Annotated in this window: 20 protein-coding genes; 1 reads left to right on the forward strand and 19 read right to left on the reverse strand. The window is 55.0% G+C overall.

What is annotated here, in order from left to right; all coding sequences use genetic code 11:
* Positions 1 to 78: 78 nt before the first annotated feature.
* The 14 genes from lipA to leuS all read right to left on the reverse strand — a co-directional run bounded on the left by lipA (position 79) and on the right by leuS (position 15036).
* On the reverse strand, positions 79 to 1044 hold the full coding sequence (lipA, locus tag INF77_RS20245) for a lipoyl synthase (protein ID WP_028012333.1): 966 nt from the start codon (positions 1042 to 1044) through the stop codon (positions 79 to 81).
* A 207-nt stretch (positions 1045 to 1251) separates the two neighbouring features.
* On the reverse strand, positions 1252 to 2205 hold the full coding sequence (locus INF77_RS20250; protein ID WP_041910920.1) for a YbeF family transcriptional regulator: 954 nt from the start codon (positions 2203 to 2205) through the stop codon (positions 1252 to 1254).
* 291 nt (positions 2206 to 2496) lie between these two features.
* A complete protein-coding gene (gene lipB / locus INF77_RS20255; RefSeq protein WP_028012335.1) occupies positions 2497 to 3138 on the reverse strand; it encodes a lipoyl(octanoyl) transferase LipB in 642 nt (213 codons plus the stop codon).
* Between the two features lie 94 nt (positions 3139 to 3232).
* Positions 3233 to 3496, reverse strand: a complete 264-nt coding sequence (gene ybeD / locus INF77_RS20260; protein WP_003858718.1) for a DUF493 family protein YbeD — start codon at positions 3494 to 3496, stop codon at positions 3233 to 3235.
* Between the two features lie 105 nt (positions 3497 to 3601).
* On the reverse strand, positions 3602 to 4813 hold the full coding sequence (gene dacA, locus INF77_RS20265) for a D-alanyl-D-alanine carboxypeptidase DacA (protein WP_028012336.1): 1212 nt from the start codon (positions 4811 to 4813) through the stop codon (positions 3602 to 3604).
* Between the two features lie 139 nt (positions 4814 to 4952).
* Positions 4953 to 6062, reverse strand: a complete 1110-nt coding sequence (gene rlpA, locus INF77_RS20270; protein ID WP_193532223.1) for an endolytic peptidoglycan transglycosylase RlpA — start codon at positions 6060 to 6062, stop codon at positions 4953 to 4955.
* A gap of 16 nt (positions 6063 to 6078) precedes the next feature.
* Positions 6079 to 7191 carry a peptidoglycan glycosyltransferase MrdB gene (gene mrdB / locus INF77_RS20275; RefSeq protein WP_013097590.1) on the reverse strand — a complete coding sequence of 371 codons (1113 nt, stop codon included), beginning with the start codon at positions 7189 to 7191 and terminating at the stop codon, positions 6079 to 6081.
* 2 nt (positions 7192 to 7193) lie between these two features.
* Positions 7194 to 9095 carry a peptidoglycan DD-transpeptidase MrdA gene (gene mrdA / locus INF77_RS20280; RefSeq protein WP_028012338.1) on the reverse strand — a complete coding sequence of 634 codons (1902 nt, stop codon included), beginning with the start codon at positions 9093 to 9095 and terminating at the stop codon, positions 7194 to 7196.
* A 28-nt stretch (positions 9096 to 9123) separates the two neighbouring features.
* Entirely contained in the window at positions 9124 to 9591 is a 468-nt protein-coding gene (gene rlmH, locus INF77_RS20285) for a 23S rRNA (pseudouridine(1915)-N(3))-methyltransferase RlmH (protein ID WP_003858701.1), read from the reverse strand.
* A gap of 3 nt (positions 9592 to 9594) precedes the next feature.
* Complete coding sequence (rsfS, locus tag INF77_RS20290; protein ID WP_003858696.1) at positions 9595 to 9912, reverse strand: ribosome silencing factor; 318 nt, start codon at positions 9910 to 9912, stop codon at positions 9595 to 9597.
* 268 nt (positions 9913 to 10180) lie between these two features.
* Complete coding sequence (gene nadD / locus INF77_RS20295) at positions 10181 to 10846, reverse strand: nicotinate-nucleotide adenylyltransferase (protein ID WP_193532224.1); 666 nt, start codon at positions 10844 to 10846, stop codon at positions 10181 to 10183.
* Positions 10839 to 11870, reverse strand: a complete 1032-nt coding sequence (gene holA, locus INF77_RS20300) for a DNA polymerase III subunit delta (RefSeq protein ID WP_193532235.1) — start codon at positions 11868 to 11870, stop codon at positions 10839 to 10841. Before holA ends, nadD begins: the two co-directional genes overlap by 8 nt.
* Entirely contained in the window at positions 11870 to 12439 is a 570-nt protein-coding gene (lptE, locus tag INF77_RS20305; RefSeq protein WP_045630867.1) for an LPS assembly lipoprotein LptE, read from the reverse strand. The genes holA and lptE overlap by 1 nt, the downstream gene beginning before the upstream one ends.
* A gap of 14 nt (positions 12440 to 12453) precedes the next feature.
* The gene (gene leuS, locus INF77_RS20310; protein ID WP_048338851.1) at positions 12454 to 15036 is read right to left on the reverse strand and encodes a leucine--tRNA ligase; all 2583 of its coding nucleotides are present in this window, start codon (positions 15034 to 15036) and stop codon (positions 12454 to 12456) included.
* 216 nt (positions 15037 to 15252) lie between these two features.
* Between leuS and INF77_RS20315 the strand changes: the two genes are divergently transcribed.
* Positions 15253 to 15735 carry a zinc ribbon-containing protein gene (locus tag INF77_RS20315; RefSeq protein WP_028012343.1) on the forward strand — a complete coding sequence of 161 codons (483 nt, stop codon included), beginning with the start codon at positions 15253 to 15255 and terminating at the stop codon, positions 15733 to 15735.
* A gap of 54 nt (positions 15736 to 15789) precedes the next feature.
* Here INF77_RS20315 and rihA read toward each other — a convergent pair whose 3' ends face one another.
* The 5 genes from rihA to INF77_RS20340 form a co-directional block, all read right to left on the reverse strand.
* The gene (gene rihA, locus INF77_RS20320) at positions 15790 to 16731 is read right to left on the reverse strand and encodes a pyrimidine-specific ribonucleoside hydrolase RihA (protein WP_048999839.1); all 942 of its coding nucleotides are present in this window, start codon (positions 16729 to 16731) and stop codon (positions 15790 to 15792) included.
* 120 nt (positions 16732 to 16851) lie between these two features.
* Positions 16852 to 17577 (reverse strand): amino acid ABC transporter ATP-binding protein, encoded by a 726-nt coding sequence (locus tag INF77_RS20325; protein ID WP_014883001.1) that lies wholly within the window; start codon positions 17575 to 17577, stop codon positions 16852 to 16854.
* Positions 17577 to 18251 carry a glutamate/aspartate ABC transporter permease GltK gene (gene gltK, locus INF77_RS20330; RefSeq protein ID WP_028012346.1) on the reverse strand — a complete coding sequence of 225 codons (675 nt, stop codon included), beginning with the start codon at positions 18249 to 18251 and terminating at the stop codon, positions 17577 to 17579. Before gltK ends, INF77_RS20325 begins: the two co-directional genes overlap by 1 nt.
* The gene (locus INF77_RS20335) at positions 18251 to 18991 is read right to left on the reverse strand and encodes an amino acid ABC transporter permease (RefSeq protein ID WP_028012347.1); all 741 of its coding nucleotides are present in this window, start codon (positions 18989 to 18991) and stop codon (positions 18251 to 18253) included. The genes gltK and INF77_RS20335 overlap by 1 nt, the downstream gene beginning before the upstream one ends.
* Positions 18992 to 19147: 156 nt before the next feature.
* The gene (locus INF77_RS20340) at positions 19148 to 20053 is read right to left on the reverse strand and encodes an amino acid ABC transporter substrate-binding protein (protein ID WP_014831086.1); all 906 of its coding nucleotides are present in this window, start codon (positions 20051 to 20053) and stop codon (positions 19148 to 19150) included.
* Between the last annotated feature and the right edge of the window lie 34 nt (positions 20054 to 20087).

Consider the following 20087-nt stretch of genomic DNA (forward strand, 5'->3'; position numbering starts at 1 on the left):
CAATGCCTGAGGGCTTGCGAAAAAAAACCGGCTCATGAGGCCGGTTTTTTTGCATTACTGTAAATGAATATTACGGCGTTATTTGACTTCTTCGCCTTTCGCCTGCATATCCGCATGGTAAGAAGAACGAACAAATGGACCACAAGCCGCGTGGGTAAAGCCCATCGCCAGCGCTTCGGCTTTCATCTCGTCAAATTCATCCGGGCTCACGTAGCGCTGTACCGGCAGGTGGTGACGGCTTGGCTGCAGATACTGGCCGAGCGTCAACATGGTCACACCGTGGCGGCGCAGATCGCGCATGACGTCGATGATTTCGTCATTAGTTTCACCCAGACCAACCATCAGACCTGACTTGGTCGGGATATGCGGATGTGCTTCTTTAAAGCGCTCCAGCAGCTTCAGAGACCAGTTATAGTCGGCTCCCGGACGCACCTGACGGTAAAGACGCGGAACGTTCTCCAGGTTGTGGTTAAACACATCCGGCGGCGTCGCGGTCAGGATATCCAGCGCACGGTCCATACGGCCGCGGAAGTCAGGAACCAGCGTCTCGATTTTGATGTTCGGGCTTTTTTCGCGAATGGCAGTAATGCAGTCAGCGAAGTGCTGAGCACCGCCATCACGCAGATCGTCGCGGTCAACGGAGGTGATAACCACATAACGCAGCGCCATGTCGGCGATGGTTTGCGCCAGTTTTTGCGGCTCGTTGGCATCGGGGGCCACCGGGCGGCCATGCGCCACGTCGCAGAATGGGCAGCGGCGGGTACAGATGGCACCCAGAATCATAAACGTCGCGGTGCCGTGATTGAAACATTCAGCAAGGTTCGGGCAAGAGGCTTCTTCACAAACAGAGTGAAGGCCATTCTTACGCATCGCCGCTTTGATCCCCTGGATACGCGAAGAGTCTGCCGGAAGTTTGATTTTCATCCATTCCGGTTTTCTTAACAGCGCCTCGCGCTCTGTAGCCACGTTTTTAACCGGGATAAGGGCCATTTTATCGGCATCGCGGTATTTAACACCGCGTTCCATCACAATGGGTTTACTCATAGCGTGCGTGTTCCAGTTGCGAATATCGAAGGAAAGCGTTTCAATTCAAGGGAATGTTGTATTTATCAACTATTTTTGAACGAACGACAGGCAGTATATCATTTATAGGGGCGTTAAAGCAGCCTGCCAGGTCGCCAATTTGTAAAATAGTTGTTGTTTTGTGCCTTTTGCCCAGCGAGCGGCAGGGACGTGTACGGGTACGCTCTGTCAGAAGGCCTGACGGATAATGCGGATGACGTTTTCCAGTACCGGATCGCGCAAGCTGAGCTTGTTGTAATGCAGTGAAATCTCGATAGATTCTGCATTGAGCTGGCTTAGCGGAATACTCTCCAGCGGCCAGCATTTCCGCAGCAGGTTATACAGGCGTGAAGGCATGATGCACAGCATATCGCTGCTGCCAATCAGGGATGCGGTGGTGAACATATTGTAACTGCTGAAACTGATCTGACGTTCCGGGAAAATTTCGTCAATACGCTGACGCAGAGCGTGGTTAGACTGCCCTTCGGTCATGAAAGACGAGTGGTCGTAGTTGCGCAGGTTTTCAATGGATAACGGCTCGCTGAGGACGGGGTGCTGCTTGCGGCAAACCAGCACCAGGTTATCCGCGTAAAGCACATTTTGCCCCAGCGCTCGGGCGCTAAAGCTGCCGCTTTCGATGACCAGGTCCGTCTGGAACTGAGCAAGCTGAACGTCAGGTTCGTTAAGAGGCACATTGCGAAGCAGAAGCTGAGGCGCATGCTCTTTCACTGCCTGGAAGATCGCGGGCATCACCAGTACGCCGACAGAAGGGGAGCAGCCGATGGTGATGGTTCTCTGTTTGTCATAGCTTCCGGTTAAATCCAGCGCACCCAGAATCGACTCCAGCCCCTGGCTGATGTATTCGTGGAGATGTGTCGCATAGGCCGTTGGCGTGACGCCCTGGCCCTTACGGATAAATAAGGGGTCGGGAAATATAGCCCGTAGCTTTTGAATTGACTGACTTATTGCCGATGGCGTGAGATTAAGAATTTTCGCAGCATTAACGATACCCTTATGGACATATACTGCCTCAAAAATAGTCAGTAAATTGAGATCAATATTACGTAAAGTCCGAAAAATTTGCGGCTTATCTTCGCCACCAGGGTCATTCAGGCGTTTGGCTGGTAAATTATTATACTCCACGCTTTCACTCCGTATACATTCACAACATGAATGATAGTTCAATTTATTTATTATGCTTGTAGAGATTCGTAAAGTGTTGCTTTTGTTCCACTTGTTTATCAAAAACAAACAGTTGTGTGATTATCACTCAAGTTACTTAGCCTGTGTATGCCGTGCTGTCCGGAGGCTAAATAATATGTAAGGGCAATATTCGGGCGCTTCGAAAATATAGAATCTGCGGATTATTGTAAAGCGTAAAAGCGGTAAATAAACAGTGGCCCGTCAAATTATCGAGCCATTCTGGATGATATATTAAGCAGGGATATATTCGTGCGGGGGATTGTTAAGTAGCGCTAACACATTCTTCAGAAGCACGGGACGTATATTTTCTGGCGTAGCGGTATCGACCCACTGGCGCATTTGCGTCATTTCCATGCCGGCGTAGCCGCAGGGGTTTATGCGCTGGAAAGGCGTAAGATCCATATTAATATTCAATGCCAGACCGTGGAAGGAACAACCTTTACGAATACGTAGCCCCAGAGAGCAGATCTTCATTTCGCCAACGTAGACGCCCGGCGCATCGGCACGCGGATGCGCGTCAATCCCATACTCCGCCAGCGTGTTGACGACGGTCTGTTCCAGTAACGTCACCAGCTCACGTACGCCAAGCTTTCTGCGCTTCAGATTAAGCAGGACGTACATGACCTGCTGACCCGGACCGTGGTAAGTCACCTGTCCGCCACGATCGCTCTGGATCACCGGGATATCGCCCGTCATTAATAAGTGTTCCGCTTTTCCCGCCTGGCCCTGCGTAAATACCGGCAGATGTTCGACCAGCCAAATCTCATCAGGGGTTGTGTCATCGCGTGAATCGGTGAACTCGTGCATAGCCTGAGAGACAGGCTCATAAGGTTGCAGCCCGAGATGACGGACCAGAATTTTATCCTGATACAAAACGCGTCTCCGAAGACGAGAAACAAAAGATGAGGGGGAGTATATCACAGCGGGGAAGAGGGGTTACCCGGTAAACCGGGTAACCGCAAAGGGACTACAGCACCATACGAACGATTTCGATATTGCCGAGCTCTTCGTACAGCGTCTCAACCTGCTCGATATGTGTGGCAGTGATGGTAATAGAAACCGAGTGGTAGTTGCCCTTGCTGCTTGGTTTTACTGACGGAGAGTAGTCACCCGGCGCATGGCGCTGTACCACTTCAACCACCTGATCAACCAGCTCAGGTTTCGCCAGACCCATTACTTTGTAGGTAAACGGGGTAGGGAATTCAAGCAGTTCGTTAAGTTTGGTTTTCATGTCAGCTCCGGCGTAACGTCAAAAAGAATAACTCCCACGTCAGGTGGGAGTTATCAGGATACTTAGTATATGGGGATCAAAATCACACTTTCAAGTGTTCGATTTTTAGCCAAACCAGTGATGGAACATCAGTTTAATGTAATCAATGATTTTGCCGAAGAAATTGCCTTCAGGAATTTCTTCCAATACCACGAGTGGACGCTGATCGATCGTTTTACCGTCCAGCTGGAAGTTGATGGTACCCACTACCTGGTTTTTATGCAGCGGGGCATGCAGTTCGGTGGTGTTGAGCACATAGCTTGCTTTCAGATCCTTCATACGACCGCGTGGAATGGTCAGGTAGAGGTCTTTATCCACGCCCAGAGAAGCACGATCGTTATCGCCGAACCAGACGGGTTCAGAAGCAAATTCTTTGCCTGCTTTCAGCGGGTTCACGGTTTCGAAGAAACGGAAGCCCCAGGTCAGCAGCTTCTTACTCTCGGTTTCGCGACCTTTAAAGGTGCGACCGCCCATCACGGCAGAGATCAGGCGCATCTGGCCTTCAGTGGCAGAGGCCACCAGGTTGTAACCGGCTTTGTCGGTGTGGCCGGTTTTGATGCCGTCAACGTTCAGGCTGTTATCCCACAGCAGGCCGTTACGGTTGGTCTGACGAATGCCGTTGAAGGTGAACTCTTTCTCTTTGTAGATAGAGTACTCGTTAGGTACGTCGCGGATCAGCGCCTGACCAATCAGCGCCATATCACGCGCGGAGCTGTACTGACCGTCTGCATCGAGACCGTGTACGGTCTGGAAGTGGCTGTTCTTCAGACCCAGGGCATTTACGTAGCTGTTCATCAGGCCCACGAACGCATCCTGACTACCGGCGGCGAAATCGGCCATCGCTACGCAGGCATCGTTACCGGACTGCAGGTTAATGCCACGAATTAACTGAGAAACCGGAACCTGCATTCCTGGTTTCAGGAACATCAGCGAGGAACCTTTGAAAACCGGGTTCCCGGTAGCCCACGCATCGTTGCCGATGGTGACCAGATCCGTCTCTTTGAACTTACCGGCTTTCATTGCCTGGCCGATGACGTAGCTGGTCATCATTTTGGTCAGGCTGGCCGGGTCACGGCGGGCATCGGCATTCTGTTCTGCCAGCACTTTGCCAGAGTTGTAATCGATCAGGATGTAGGATTCCGCGTCGATTTGCGGAACGCCAGGGATCATGGTCTTGATATTCAGGTCATCAGCATGAGCTGCAGAGAGTGCAGCCGCGCAAAGGGCCGTGGTCAGCGCCATGCGCTGCACAAAACGAGCAGAAAAAGTGGTCTTCATGGTCAGAACTACGACATCCGTGATGGAATTAAAAAAAGTGCCTTACTATAGCAAATGCTATTCAGGCAGGCATCCGACTTTAAGCATGAGTTTGTGAATGTGTTTTACACAAACTGACATTTCGGATACCGCCGATTAATTACTTCGTAACAGCGATAAAGGACTGCAGCTGTGCCTCGCTCTGCAAACGCTGCTGCAGGGATGCCGCCTGCGACTTGCTGGCAAACGGCCCCATCTGAATACGCCAGACCGCGCCGTTTTGCTCAACGCGTCCTGGCACGCCAAACTGCTGACTTAGACGCTGCTGATACTGCTGGGCACGGGCCCGATCGCTCACTGCGCCCACCTGGACGACAAAGCCGCCGCTGGCTGCTGCGGGAGCGGCAACGGCTGCGCTCTGGGTCGTGACCGGAGCCGCCACCGGAGCAGGCTGCTGCACGACGGGGGCGGCAACAGGGGCTGGCGTTGGCTCACTGCTCTCCAGCACGCCCGAGGCTAAGTTGGTTGGTGCGCCAAGGAAGCCGCTGCTTTTTACCGGTGCGCCAGTGGCACCATCGCTTTGCAGGGTGTCATTGCTGATTGGGCGTATTTCTCCCGCCGGCTGAGAAGGCTCTGCCGGCGAGGAGACGCTTCCCATGCCGCCGTCCAGATTTGGGCGGTCGGGGAGGGCATAGGTCTGTTTCGCCACCGTGGTACACGCAGTCCCCGGCCCGGAGAGCGAACCATCCTGCGCCACGATAATTGGGTCAATGCGAACTTTGGTGTTGTTCGAGGTATTCAGGCGATCGGCAGACGCGCGGGACAGGGAAATCACCCGGTCATTACCGTACGGGCCGCGGTCGTTAATACGCACGACGATCATACGGCCGTTCGCCAGGTTGGTGATACGGGCGTAGCTAGGGATCGGTAGCGTCGGGTGCGCCGCAGTCAGTTGCATTGGGTCAAATGTTTCACCCGATGCCGTCAGGTTACTGCCCGGCTCAGCATCATAAATGGCGGCAAAGCCAGCCTGGCTAAAGCGGGACGGATCCTGCACAATTTTGTAGCTTTTGCCGTCGCGCTCGTAATCCTGATTCGCGCTGGCATTCAGCGGTTCATAAACGGGATCGGCACCGCTAATTTCAACGATTGGGCCATTACACACCGCAGGCTGCGGCGGCGCGACGGTTGCCTGTTGCTGACCATCATCACTTGTACAGGCCGCAAGTAAACTTGCCGCAATGCAGATACCCAGCCACTGCTTACGCATTCCGATCCCCTTATTTTTATACGCTTTTTGACAACATTTTTCTGTGGGTGTGGATCGACATCACGATACCAAACCCGGCCATCAACACGATCAGTGCCGAGCCTCCGTAACTCACCAGCGGCAGCGGTACGCCTACCACCGGCAGAATACCACTCACCATACCAATATTTACGAAGACATAAACGAATAAAATCAACATCAGTCCGCCTGCCATGACGCGGCCGAAGGTGGTCTGCGCGCGGGCCGCAATCCACAAACCTCGCATGATGAGCAGCACATAGAGCGCCAGCAGGATCAGGATGCCAACCAGTCCCAGCTCTTCCGCCAGTACCGCAAAGATAAAGTCGGTGTGGCGCTCCGGTAAAAACTCCAGCTGCGACTGGGTACCGTGCAGCCAGCCTTTACCGCGCAGGCCGCCGGAGCCAATCGCAATCTTGGACTGAATAATATGATAGCCCGCACCGAGCGGATCGGTTTCCGGATCGAGAAGCATCATGACGCGCTGGCGCTGGTAGTCATGCATCAGGAAGAACCACAGGATAGGGATAAACGCTGCAACCAGCACCACCGCGATACCAATCAGACGCCAGCTTAAGCCCGACAGGAACAGGACAAACAGGCCGGAGAGGGCGATAAGGATCGAGGTGCCGAGGTCAGGCTGCGCCGCAACCAGCAGTGTCGGCAGGAATATCAGCACCAGGGCGATAGCGGTATTTTTCAGCGACGGCGGACAGACGTCACGGTTGATAAAGCGCGCCACCATCAGCGGGACTGCGATTTTGGCAATCTCCGAGGGCTGGAAACGAACAACGCCCAGATCCAGCCAGCGCTGTGCCCCTTTTGAGATGGCACCGAACGCATCTACCGCCACCAGCAAAATAATACAGAAGATGTAGAGATAGGGCGCCCAGCCTTCATAGACGCGCGGCGGGATCTGCGCCATTACCACCATAATGACCAGACCCATCGCGATCTGGCCGATCTTGCGTTCCATCATGCCGATGTCCTGGCCGCTGGCGCTCCAGATAACCAGGGCGCTGTAAACCAGCAGGGCCAGCAGGATCAGCAGCATGGCTGGGTCGATGTGAATTTTATCCCACAGCGATTTTTTATTTGGATTATCCGTCATGATTATTGGTCCTCCGCCGCAGCGGCGGCCGGATTTTCAGCCGGCAGTTCGGTGTTGTTATCACCCAGCATAATGTGGTCCAGGATCTGGCGCATGATGGTCCCTACTGCCGGGCCAGCGCCGCCGTTCTCCAGAATCATTGCCACCGCCACCTGCGGGTTATCATAAGGGGCAAACGCCGTCATCAGCTTATGGTCACGCAGACGTTCGGCAATGCGGTGTGCGTTATAGGTTTCATTGGCTTTCAGGCCAAAGACCTGCGCCGTACCGGATTTCGCGGCCACTTTATATGGCGTACCGGCGAAATACTTGTGCGCGGTTCCGTTTGGACGGTTTGCCACACCGTACATACCGTCTTTCGCTATTTCCCAGAATCCGGAATGGATGTCGCCTACCGGCGCTTCATGGGGCTGCACCCACGGCACTTTTTTGCCATCTTCAACGGTGCTTTGCAGCAGATGCGGAACTTTCACCACGCCGTCGTTAATGAGGATCATCATCGCTTTGTTCATCTGAAGCGGGGTGGCCGTCCAGTAACCCTGGCCGATACCCACCGGTATGGTATCACCCTGATACCACGGCTTCTTAAAGCGCTTCAGCTTCCACTCACGGGTTGGCATGTTGCCGGAGCGCTCTTCAGCCAGATCCACGCCGGTGTAATGTCCGTAGCCGAATTTGCTCATCCACTCAGACAGGCGGTCAATGCCCATGTCATACGCCACCTGATAGAAGAAGGTATCCGCAGATTCTTCCAGAGATTTCGTAACGTTCAGATGGCCGTGGCCCCATTTCTTCCAGTCGCGATAGCGTTTTTCAGAGCCCGGTAGCTGCCACCAGCCCGGGTCAAACAGGCTGGTATTGCGGTTGATGACGCCCGCGCTCAGCGCTGAGACCGCCACGTACGGTTTAACCGTTGATGCCGGCGGGTAAACGCCTTGCGTGGCGCGGTTCACCAGCGGGGTGTTAGGGTCATTCAACAGGCCGGAGTAGTCTTTGCTGGAGATACCGTCAACAAAGAGGTTCGGGTCATAGCTTGGCATGGAAACCATCGCCAGAATGCCGCCGGTGCGCGGGTCGGTGACCACCACGGCGGCGCGGCTGCCCGCCAGCAGGGTTTCAATATACTGCTGCAGTTTGAGATCGAGCGTCAGATAGACGTCGTGCCCCGCCTGAGGCGGCACTTCTTTAAGCTGGCGGATGACGCGGCCACGGTTGTTAACCTCAACTTCTTCATAGCCGGTCTGCCCGTGCAGGACATCTTCGTAGTAGCGCTCGATCCCCAGCTTGCCGATATCGTGCGTCGCGGCGTAGTTCGCCAGCTTGCCGTCTTTATCGAGGCGCTCGACGTCTTTATCGTTAATCTTGGAAACGTAGCCAATCACATGCGTCAGCGCGGATCCGTAAGGATAGTAGCGACGCTTGTAACCCTTCACTTCCACACCGGGGAAGCGGTACTGGTTCACCGCAAAACGGGCGACCTGGACTTCCGTCAGATTGGTTTTAACCGGAATGGAGGTGAAACGGTGAGAGCGGGCGCGCTCTTTTTTGAAGGCCGCGATATCATCATCGTTAAGATCGACAACGCTCCTTAGCGCTTCCAGCGTGTTCTGCACGTTATCGACCTTCTCCGGCATCATCTCGACTTGATAGATGGTGCGGTTTAACGCCAGAGGGGTGCCGTTACGGTCGTAGATAATGCCGCGGCTGGGTGCGATAGGCACCAGCTTAATGCGGTTTTCGTTAGAGCGCGTCTGGTAATCGGTAAAGCGGACAATTTGCAGATTATAAAGGTTGGCGATCAGCACGCCGGTAAGCAGCAAAATCCCCGTAAAGGCGACCAGCGCCCGGCGCACAAACAGCGCGGACTCAGCCGTATAGTCGCGAAAAGAATTCTGTAGTTTCATCCGCTGCTTAATCTACCCTGGTCAGTCATTACTCGCGGTGATAGGGGTGGTTGGTAGTAATGCTCCACGCGCGATACAAGCTTTCCGCCACCAGGACCCGCACGAGCGGGTGGGGCAGCGTCAGCGCAGAGAGAGACCAACTTTGTTCTGCTGCAGCTTTGCAGGCGGGGGATAACCCTTCAGGTCCGCCAATCAACAGACTGACGTCGCGGCCATCCTGCTTCCAGCGCTCCAGTTCATGCGCCAGCTGCGGCGTATCCCAGGGTTTACCTGGAATATCAAGGGTGACGATGCGGTTCTTGCCTGCGGCAGCAAGCATCAGTTCACCCTCTTTGTCGAGAATACGTTTGATATCCGCGTTCTTACCGCGCTTCCCGGCGGGGATCTCCACCAGTTCGAACGGCATGTCTTTGGGAAAACGACGCAGATATTCAGTAAAACCGGTTTGTACCCAGTCCGGCATTTTGGTGCCGACGGCGACCAGCTGCAACTTCACGCATTAACCCCAGAGTTTTTCCAGCTCATACAGGCGACGGCTCTCTTCCTGCATGACGTGGACAATCACATCGCCGAGGTCAACAACCACCCAGTCAGCGGTCGCTTCACCTTCAACGCCAAGCGGTAAGAGTCCTGCTGCGCGCGATTCCTGAACCACATGGTCGGCAATCGAAACAACATGACGCGTAGAGGTACCGGTGCAGATAATCATGCAGTCGGTAATACTGGATTTACCCTTAACGTCGATAGCGATGATGTCCTGACCTTTCAGGTCATCAATTTTGTCGATAACAAAATCCTGGAGTGCTTTACCCTGCAAGTTTTCCCCCTGGGTGAATGAGATTGTACAACTATGAATTCGTGGCCAGACAGTATACCTGAACTGACGCCCCTGTCGGGACAAATGTCACCGTCCGGGCTTTTGAAGGCGGGTATCATCCCACCCTCCGCCTGAGATTGCATCGCCATTTTTGTAAAACAATTTCTGTAAAGCAACGATCGGCGGGAAAGTCTGGCAGCGGAGGATAACAGTATGGCTTAACCTGTCAAGGCAGGATAATCAATATGCTGCTTTTTATGCCCTCCGGCTATTTATCTGCGGTTTTCTGATACAACCCGTGCGTATGAATATACGCCAGCACCGGGGCAGGCAGCAGATCGTCACAGGCTAAACTCTGCTGTAAACGTTCGCGAATAACGGTCGCAGAGATGTCGAACCACGGCGTCTCCGCCAGATAAATCTTCCCGGCGGGCTGGTTGTGAAGATCTTCAACGTTATCGGTGAGATGCTCTTCAAGCCACTGCTGATATTGCGCTTCGCGCATGGTCAGCGGGTAGCCCGGACGGCGGCAGACGAGCAGGTGGCTGTTCCCCAGAATGGTTTCATACTTGTGCCACGTGGGGAAGTTGAGCAGGGAGTCCTGACCGATGATAAAGGCGAGCGGCTGGTCAGGCCCTTGCTCGGCCCGCCACTCCTGCAGCGTTTGCGACGTCCACGAGGGGGTGTCGCGACGCAATTCCCGTTCATCCAGCCTGAAGAGCGGCTTATCCGCGATAGCCAGAGCGAGCATCTCTTTACGCTGCTCGCTGGTTGCTTCAGGCTGGGGGCGGTGCGGCGGAACATTATTGGGCATGATGGTAACGCGCTGCAGGCCGATCAGATTTGCCAGAATTTCTACCGGCTTCAGATGCCCGTAGTGTACCGGGTCAAAGGTGCCGCCATACAGGGCCTGTAAAGAGTGCATACTATCCATCAATAAATACGTCAGCCAGTGCCTTGTGGCAGAGCAGCAGGGAAAGGCTTTCCAGCTCCGCCCACACCGACTGGCCGTAATCTTGTTTTAGGGTGAGCTCGGCGCGCATCAGAAGCTGCACCGCCTGGCGAAGCTGTTCATGGCTCAGGCGGTTGATGGCCTCGGTGGTCATTGCCCGCCGGTTTTGCCACACCCGGTGTTTATCAAACAGGGAGCGTAACGGCGTATGGGCCGACTGGCGCTTGAGCGTTATCAGCAGCAACAGCTCGCGCTGCAGCGTGCGCAGCAGAATGACGGGTTCACTGCCCTCCAGGCGCAGCTGCTGGAGAATATGCAGGGCGCGTTTGCTTTTCGCCGACAACAGAGCATCCACCCAGTGGAACGGCGTGAAGTGTGCGGCATCGTTAACGGCCTGCTCAACGCGCGGTAAGGTCAGCTTGCCGTCCGGCCAGAGCAGGGAGAGCCTGTCCAGCGCCTGTGCCAGGGCCAGCAGGTTGCCTTCATAGCAGTAGCAGAGCAGTTGGTTCGCCGCATCGTCCAGTTGAAGGTTGTGCTGCTTCGCTCTCGCGGCGACCCATTTAGGCAGGTGCGCCTGCTCAGGCGTCTGGCAGGTGACCAGCACCGCGTGGGTCGCGAGCTGGGTGAACCATGCCGCGTTTTCCTGCGCTTTGGTGAGCTTGCTGCCGCGCACAATCAACAGCAGATCGCTGTGTAACAGGCTGACCAGCGTGGCGAGTTGCTCATTGATGGCAGCGTTAGGGCCGTTCTCCGGCAGCAGGATCTGGATTGTCTGGCGCGACGCAAAAAGGCTCATCGCCTGACAGAGTGAGAAGAGGGCGTTCCAGTCGGTGGCGTTATCCACCTGAACGGTATGGTGTTCATCAAAGCCCTGAGCCGCGGCCGCATGCCGCACGGCATCCAGGCTTTCCTGAAGTAGTAACGGGTCGTTTCCGAGCAGCAGATACGCCGCGCGCAGCCCTTCATTGAGCTGCACGCGGAGTTGTTCAGGATACAGCCTGATCATCATTTACCCAGAGAGGTAGAAACAGGAGGCGTACTGGCATCCGGTTTTTCAATAATGTCAGAGCCTTCTCGGTTAGACGCTGCAATACCCGGCAGTTTGCGGATCAGCTGTTCCGCCGCCTTGTCGTACATTTCGTTGATGATAATCTGCTGTTCGGCATCTTTTGCCAGCGCGGTTTGCGGGTTATCAAAGAACGAACGATACACTTTTGCGCTGATCGGATAGATGTCTTTACCCGGGATCAGTACAGCCGCGTTGACCGACAGCACCATCTGATATTCAGCCGTGCGGCCGTCCTGGAAGATGGACGCCGTATCCTGGCCCAGCGTCATTCCCAGTACGCGCAGAGACGGTACATCCTGGCGCAGCGTACCTTTCTCAATAAGCTCAACGCCGTTCAGGCGCAGCTGATTACGAATGGCCCGGCTGAGCGGTCCGTTTGGATCCCCGGAATCAAAGATCATTGTTTTCATCTCAGCAGGCACCGCCGTGGTATTGCGCAGGTGCCAGCCACAGCCAGCGGTGACAAGCACCGCCAGAGATAAGAGTATTGTTGCCAGTTGTCGCACGTTTCCTCCCGCGCTTAGCCAACGACCAGATTGAGCAGTTTACCCGGTACGTAGATCGCTTTACGTAAGGTAACGCCCTCAAGATATTTCGCAACCAGAGGTTCCTGGCCCGCGCGCTCGCGAACCTGATCTTCAGTTGCATCGACCGCCACGGTAATTTTACCACGGACTTTGCCGTTGACCTGGACCACCACCAGCGTGGTGTTTTCCACCATCGCTGCTTCGTCAGCCACCGGCCACGGCGCGTTGTCGATATCGCCTTCGCCTTTCAGCTCCTGCCACAGGGTGAAGCTGACGTGTGGCGTGAACGGGTTAAGCATGCGAACCACGGCCAGCAGCGCTTCACGCATGATGGCACGATCCTGCTCGCCGTCCTGCGGGGCTTTCGCCAGCTTGTTCATCAGTTCCATAATAGCCGCAATTGCGGTATTGAAGGTCTGACGACGACCAATATCATCGGTCACTTTCGCGATCGTTTTATGAACATCACGACGCAGCGCCTGCTGATCTTCGCTCAGCGCAGCGGCGTTCAGTGCCGGAGCATCACCCTGTGCGGTATGTTCGTACACCAGCTTCCAGACGCGTTTCAGGAAGCGGTTCGCGCCTTCTACGCCCGATTCCTGCCACTCAAGGGTCATATCAGCCGGAGAAGCAAACATCATGAACAGACGTACGGTGTCCGCGCCGTAACGCTCAACCATCACCTGCGGGTCGATACCGTTGTTTTTAGACTTGGACATCTTGCTCATGCCGGTATAAACCAGTTCATGGCCTTCAGCGTCTGTCGCCTTCACGATACGGCCTTTCTCGTCGCGCTCAACGATCGCATCAACCGGAGAAACCCAGTTACGCTCTCCGTTCGCGCCAACGTAGTAGAAGGCGTCTGCCAGCACCATACCCTGGCACAGCAGCTGTTTAGCGGGCTCGTCAGAGTTCACCATGCCGGCATCGCGCATCAGCTTATGGAAAAAGCGGAAGTAGAGCAGGTGCATGATGGCGTGTTCGATACCACCAATATAGATATCTACCGGCAGCCAGTAGTTGGCGGCGTCAGAATCCAGCATGCCTTCTTTGTACTGCGGGCAGGTGTAGCGCGCGTAGTACCAGGAGGACTCCATAAAGGTATCGAAGGTGTCGGTTTCACGCAGCGCAGGCTGGCCGTTGACGGTGGTTTTGGCCCACTCAGGATCGGCTTTGATCGGGCTGGTGATGCCGTCCATGACCACGTCTTCCGGCAGGATCACGGGCAGCTGATCTTCAGGCGTTGGCATGACGGTGCCGTCTTCCAGGGTCACCATTGGAATTGGCGCACCCCAGTAACGCTGACGGGACACGCCCCAGTCGCGCAGACGGAAGTTCACTTTACGCTCGCCCACGCCCAGTGAGGCCAGCTTATCGGCGATGGCGTTGAAGCCCTCTTCGAAGCTGAGGCCGCTGAACTCACCGGAGTTAAACAGGGTGCCTTTTTCAGTCAACGCCTGCTCGGACAGGTCAGGTTCAGAACCATCGGCGGCCAGAATAACGGCTTTAATCGGCAGGTTGTATTTGGTGGCAAACTCGTAGTCGCGCTGATCGTGACCCGGAACGGCCATGACTGCACCTGTACCGTACTCCATCAGAACGAAGTTTGCTGCCCAGACCGGGATCGCTTCGCCCGTCAGCGGGTGCTTAGCATAGAAGCCCGTCGCAACGCCTTTTTTCTCCATCGTCGCCATGTCGGCTTCGGCCACTTTCGTGTTGCGGCATTCATCGATGAAGGTCGCCAGTTCCGGGTTGTTCTCTGCCGCTTTCTGCGCCAGCGGGTGACCTGCGGCCACGGCCAGATAGGTCGCACCCATGAAGGTGTCCGGACGGGTGGTGTAGACGGTCAGGGTCTGGTCGTAGTTCTCAACGTTGAAGGTAATTTCCACGCCTTCAGAACGGCCGATCCAGTTGCGCTGCATGGTCTTAACGGTGTCAGGCCAGTGATCCAGCGTATCCAGATCGTTCAGCAGTTCGTCAGCGTAAGCGGTGATTTTGATAAACCACTGTGGGATCTCTTTACGCTCAACTTTGGTGTCGCAGCGCCAGCAGCAGCCGTCGATAACCTGCTCGTTCGCCAGAACGGTCTGGTCATTCGGGCACCAGTTAACGGCAGAGGTCTTCTTGTACACCAGGCCTTTTTTGTACAGCTCGGTGAAGAACTTCTGCTCCCAGCGGTAGTATTCCGGGGTACAGGTCGCCAGCTCGCGGCTCCAGTCATAGCCGAAGCCCAGCATTTTGAGCTGGTTTTTCATGTACGCGATGTTGTCGTACGTCCACGGTGCCGGAGCGGTATTGTTTTTTACCGCTGCGCCTTCTGCAGGCAGGCCGAACGCATCCCAGCCGATTGGCTGCAGAACGTTTTTGCCCAGCATGCGCTGGTAACGGGCGATCACATCACCGATGGTGTAGTTACGCACGTGGCCCATGTGTAGTCGACCAGAAGGATAGGGAAGCATCGACAGGCAGTAATACTTCTCTTTGCTCTCGTCTTCGGTTACTTCAAAGGTGCGCTTCTCGTCCCAGTGTTGCTGGACTTTTGATTCTATCTCTTCCGGGCGGTATTGCTCTTGCATGGCAGCCAGTGGTCCTGTGTTCAATACAGCTACAAAAATGTAGCCAATGGATGTGGTAATTCAGATCCGCATAGCATAGCCCAAACGCCCGCGTCAAAACAGCCTTTCGCGCAATTGCACTTTGCAGGAATTTACCGGGTCTGTGCTTGACCTGACAAAGCGGCGGCGAAATAAGGTCTATTATTAGAAATAGTTACTTACCCGGGAGGCAAAATGATGAACAAGGTTGCTCAATTTTACCGCGAACTGGTGGCGACACTGACGGAACGGCTGCGTAACGGCGAGCGCGATATTGACGCGCTGGTCGAACAGGCGCGTGAACGGGTGACGCAAACGGGTGAGTTAACGCGAACCGAAGTGGAAGAGGTGACGCGCGCCGTACGCCGCGATCTGGAAGAGTTCGCGCGCAGCTACGAAGAGAGCCAGGATGAGATCGCCGACAGCGTCTTTATGCGGGTGATCAAAGAGAGCCTGTGGCAGGAGCTGGCGGATATTACCGATAAAACCCAGCTGGAGTGGCGCGAGGTGTTCCAGGATTTAAATCATCACGGCGTGTACCAGAGCGGTGAAGTGGTGGGGCTGGGGAATCTGGTGTGCGAGAAGTGCCATCACCATATTGCGGTATATACGCCGGATGTGTTGCCGCTGTGCCCGAAGTGCGGGCACGATCAGTTCCAGCGTCGCCCGTTTGAGCCATAAGTAAAAGCGCAGTTTAGTTCCCTCTCCCACCGGGAGAGGGCCAGGGTGAGGGCATCAGGCCGCACAATAGTAAGCAAGTCTTTCCGCCAGCAAATCCACAAACGCCTCCCGGTCGATATCCACCATCAGCGTCGTATTCGGTTTATTCCCCGTCAGCGAATAGTAATCCACCACCGTCATCCCCTGGGTATATTTCCCCTGCGTCTCCACGCCAACCCATCTGTCCACCGTGGTAAACATTTCAGGCTTCAGCAGCCAGGCGATGGTGCACGGGTCATGCAGCGGCGCGCCGTGAAAGCCCCATTTCTCGGCTTTGTGATACTCCATAAAGAAGTCGAGCAGCTCGGCTACGGTTGTCGCAACCGGGTTGCCCACGGCGCGGAAGCGCTCAATATCGTCTGCCATAATCTGTGCCCGATGCGTCACGTCCAGCCCCGCCATCACAATCGGCAGGCCCGACTGGAAGACGATCTCCGCCGCTTCCGGATCAACAAAGATGTTGAATTCGGCCGCAGGCGTCCAGTTCCCAAGCCCCATAGCCCCACCCATAATCACAATACGAGCGATTTTACCGCGCAGTTCCGGATGGCTGTTCAGCAGGAGCGCAACGTTAGTCTGCGGGCCAGTTGCCACCAGGGTGACGGGTTCTGCACTTTCACGCAGCACCTTCGCCATCAGCTCCACGGCGGTGCAGTTTTGCGGTGCAAAGCCCGGCTCCGGCAGCGCCGGGCCATCCAGCCCGCTTTCACCGTGAACGTTGTCGGCAATGATCAGCTCGCGCATCAGCGGCTTAACGGCGCCGCCTGCGACAGGAATATCGGTGCGTTTCAGCAGCGTCAGCATTCGTAAAACGTTGCGCAGGGTTTTGTCCGGCGTCTGATTTCCGGCGGACGAGGTGACCGCTTTCACGTCCAGTTCAGGGGAGGCAAGCGCGAGGACGAGCGCGATCGCGTCATCATGACCCGGATCGCAGTCGAGAATTATAGGGTGTGCCATAGCGTTCTCCATTCTTAGCATTATTTTGTGACAAGGTTAACGCTGCGATGTGACGCCGAATAGAAAAAGAGATCTAAAGCGTGAAGCAGTGCGCAATCTGCAGATTGCGCACCGAGAAGATTAGTGCAGGATTTTCGCGAGGAAATCTTTCGCGCGTTCGGATTTCGGGTTGGCGAAGAACTCTTCTTTCGGTGAGTCTTCGACAATTTTCCCTTCGTCCATGAAGATCACGCGGTTGGCCACTTTACGGGCGAAGCCCATTTCGTGCGTCACCACCATCATGGTCATCCCTTCGTGCGCCAGCTCGACCATCACGTCCAGCACTTCGTTGATCATTTCAGGATCGAGCGCTGACGTGGGCTCATCGAACAGCATCGCCACCGGATCCATGCACAGTGCGCGCGCAATCGCCACACGCTGCTGCTGGCCGCCGGAAAGCTGTGCCGGGAACTTATCGGCATGTGCAGAAAGCCCCACGCGCTCCAGAAGCTTGAGCCCCTTTTCGCGCGATGCTTTTTTATCACGCTTGAGCACTTTGACCTGAGCCAGCGTCAGGTTCTCAATAATGGACAGATGAGGGAACAGCTCAAAATGCTGGAACACCATGCCGACGTGAGAGCGAAGCTGGGCCAGGTTGGTTTTCTTGTCGTTCACTTTCGTGCCGTTAACAACAATTTCGCCCTGCTGCACAGGCTCCAGACCATTAACCGTTTTGATCAGCGTAGACTTACCGGAACCGGACGGCCCGCACACCACCACCACATCGCCTTTTTTGACTTCGGTGGAGCAGTCGGTCAGCACCTGAAAGTGCCCATACCATTTAGAAACATTTTTCAGGGAAATCATTATACCGTCCTTTTCTTCAGCCAGCTGACCAACAGCGACGCGCTTAAACTAATCACAAAATAGACCGCACCCGCGAAGAGCACCATCTCGACCTGCGTACCATCACGTTCACCTATGGTCGACGCGGTACGGAAGAAGTCCGCCAGACTCAGAACGTAAACCAGAGAGGTATCCTGGAACAGCACGATACCCTGGGTCAGCAGGAGCGGAACCATGGCGCGAAACGCCTGAGGCAGAATGATGAGCTGCATGGACTGCCAGTGCGTCATTCCCAGAGCCAGCGCGGCGCTGGACTGCCCACGGGAGATACTCTGGATACCCGCACGGATAATCTCTGAATAGTAAGCGGCCTCAAACATCGAGAACGCCACCATCGCAGAGATCAGGCGGATGTCGGTTTTCGGCGACAGTCCCAGCACATTCTGTAAGAAGCCTGGAACAATCAGGTAAAACCACAGCAGCACCATCACCAGCGGGATGGAGCGGAAGACGTTAACGTAGGCAGTCGCAAACCAGGCGAGCGGCTTAAAGCTCGACAGGCGCATGACGGCCAGCAGGGTACCCCAGACGATACCCACAACGATAGCGATCGCGGTGATCTTGAGGGTAATCACCAGGCCATCGAGCAGGTAAGGCATGGATGGAACAATAGAACTCCAGTCAAATTCGTACATTATTTGCCTCCCAGATTGCCCGGCAGGCGTACTTTGCGTTCAACCAGGTTCATCACCAGCATGATGAAAGCGTTAATCAGAACATACGCGAGCGTGATCGCTGTGAAGGATTCCCACGCGTGAGCGGAGTAATCCAGCAGCTTGCCCGCCTGTGCAGCCATATCCACCAGGCCGATGGTTGAGGCGATGGCCGAGTTTTTCACCAGGTTCATCATCTCAGAGGTCATCGGTGGAACGATAACGCGATAGGCGTTAGGCAGCAGCACGTAGCGGTAGGTTTGTGGCAGGGTCAGGCCCATCGCCAGGCCCGCATTTTTTTGTCCGCGTGGCAATGACTGAATGGCGGCACGCACCTGCTCGCAAACGCGCGCAGCGGTAAACAGCCCCAGACACATCATGGAGGAGACAAAGAACTGCACGTTCGGATCCAGCTCCGACTTGAACCACATGCCAATATTTTCCGGCAGCAGTTCCGGGATGACCAGATACCAGGTAAAGAACTGCACGATGAGCGGAACGTTACGGAACAGTTCCACATACAGTGTGCCAATTGTTGAAAGAAAACGGTTAGGGACGGTGCGCAGAATACCGAACAGCGAACCGACAAGAAACGCGATGATCCACGCCGTTATCGATAATGCCACGGTAACCTGAAAGCCGCTCCACAGCCAGCCAAGATAGGTGGTGTTGCCGAACGGGGCTTGTTGCAGGAAGATGCCCCAGTTCCAGTCTATTGACATAATAAACTCCAGAAAAAAGAGGGTAGCAGCGCTACCCTCGAAGATTGGTGAGAAGCTCTTTTTTCGCGCTGAGTGGGGAACGACCACTCAGCGTATATGTCTGTCCATGCTTCCCGACAATCGAGAGGGCAGGAGATCCCGCCCCTGTTGTTCTAATTAGTTAAGAGCCTTGTCATTTGGAGATTTGAACAGCGCTTTCATATCGTCAGACAGTTCAAAGTTCATATTGAGATTTTTTGGTGGAATCGGGTTCTTAAACCACTTGTCGAACCATTTTTCCGCTTCGCCGGAGGTCTGCACCTGGGCGATAGTGTCATCGATCAGCTTTTTGAACTGCGGATCGTCTTTACGCAGCATACAGCCGTAGGCTTCTTTGGACTGCGCGGTACCGACGATATCCCAGTTGTCTGGTTTCTTCGCCTTCGCACGTTCGCCCGCCAGCAGGGCGTCATCCATCATAAACGCGACGGCACGACCGCTTTCCAGCGTACGGAAGGAGTCGCCATGGTCTTTCGCGCTGATGATGCGCATATCCATTTTCTTCTCGTCGTTCAGCTTGTGCAGCAGGACTTCAGAAGTGGTACCGGAGGTCACAACGACCGCTTTGCCTTTCAGGTCCGCAAAATCTTTGATTGCGCCGCCCTTCTTGGTCAGCAGACGGGTGCCCACGACAAAGATGGTGTCAGAGAAGGCCGCCTGTTTTTGACGCTCGAGGTTGTTGGTGGTGGAACCACACTCGAAGTCAAAGGTGCCGTTTTGCAGCAGCGGAATACGGTTCTGTGAAGTGATTGGGATCAGCTTCACCTGCAGGTCAGGTTTGTTCAGCTTTTTCTTCACAGCTTCAACGATAGCGTTGGAGTAATCCTGTGAATAGCCCACGACTTTTTGCGTGTTGTCGTAGTAAGAGAACGGGACGGAAGATTCACGGTGGCCGACCACGATGACGCCGTTTTTGGCAATCTTGTCGAGAGTGCTGCCTGCTGCCGGAGCGTCTTCAGCGTGAACCACGCCTGCGGACATTCCCATAACCAGCATTGCTGTGGCCAGTTTACGTAATTGCATACCCAACTCCTTTCTTATCAGCGCCAGTGACGCA

Origin of the sequence: Enterobacter cloacae complex sp. P1B, from assembly GCF_014982345.1 — a bacterium.
Taxonomy (GTDB): domain Bacteria; phylum Pseudomonadota; class Gammaproteobacteria; order Enterobacterales; family Enterobacteriaceae; genus Enterobacter; species Enterobacter bugandensis.

Excerpts from the sequence above, each read along its gene's own strand:
- lipA (WP_028012333.1), bottom strand. The coding sequence starts at position 1,044 with ATGAGTAAACCCATTGTGATGGAACGCGGTGTTAAATACCGCGATGCC.
- ybeD (WP_003858718.1), bottom strand. The coding sequence starts at position 3,496 with ATGAAAACCAAACTTAACGAACTGCTTGAATTCCCTACCCCGTTTACC.
- dacA (WP_028012336.1), bottom strand. The coding sequence starts at position 4,813 with ATGAAGACCACTTTTTCTGCTCGTTTTGTGCAGCGCATGGCGCTGACC.
- rlpA (WP_193532223.1), bottom strand. The coding sequence starts at position 6,062 with ATGCGTAAGCAGTGGCTGGGTATCTGCATTGCGGCAAGTTTACTTGCG.
- mrdB (WP_013097590.1), bottom strand. The coding sequence starts at position 7,191 with ATGACGGATAATCCAAATAAAAAATCGCTGTGGGATAAAATTCACATC.
- mrdA (WP_028012338.1), bottom strand. The coding sequence starts at position 9,095 with ATGAAACTACAGAATTCTTTTCGCGACTATACGGCTGAGTCCGCGCTG.
- nadD (WP_193532224.1), bottom strand. The coding sequence starts at position 10,846 with ATGGATAGTATGCACTCTTTACAGGCCCTGTATGGCGGCACCTTTGAC.
- holA (WP_193532235.1), bottom strand. The coding sequence starts at position 11,870 with ATGATCAGGCTGTATCCTGAACAACTCCGCGTGCAGCTCAATGAAGGG.
- leuS (WP_048338851.1), bottom strand. The coding sequence starts at position 15,036 with ATGCAAGAGCAATACCGCCCGGAAGAGATAGAATCAAAAGTCCAGCAA.
- INF77_RS20315 (WP_028012343.1), top strand. The coding sequence starts at position 15,253 with ATGAACAAGGTTGCTCAATTTTACCGCGAACTGGTGGCGACACTGACG.
- rihA (WP_048999839.1), bottom strand. The coding sequence starts at position 16,731 with ATGGCACACCCTATAATTCTCGACTGCGATCCGGGTCATGATGACGCG.
- INF77_RS20325 (WP_014883001.1), bottom strand. The coding sequence starts at position 17,577 with ATGATTTCCCTGAAAAATGTTTCTAAATGGTATGGGCACTTTCAGGTG.
- gltK (WP_028012346.1), bottom strand. The coding sequence starts at position 18,251 with ATGTACGAATTTGACTGGAGTTCTATTGTTCCATCCATGCCTTACCTG.
- INF77_RS20335 (WP_028012347.1), bottom strand. The coding sequence starts at position 18,991 with ATGTCAATAGACTGGAACTGGGGCATCTTCCTGCAACAAGCCCCGTTC.
- INF77_RS20340 (WP_014831086.1), bottom strand. The coding sequence starts at position 20,053 with ATGCAATTACGTAAACTGGCCACAGCAATGCTGGTTATGGGAATGTCC.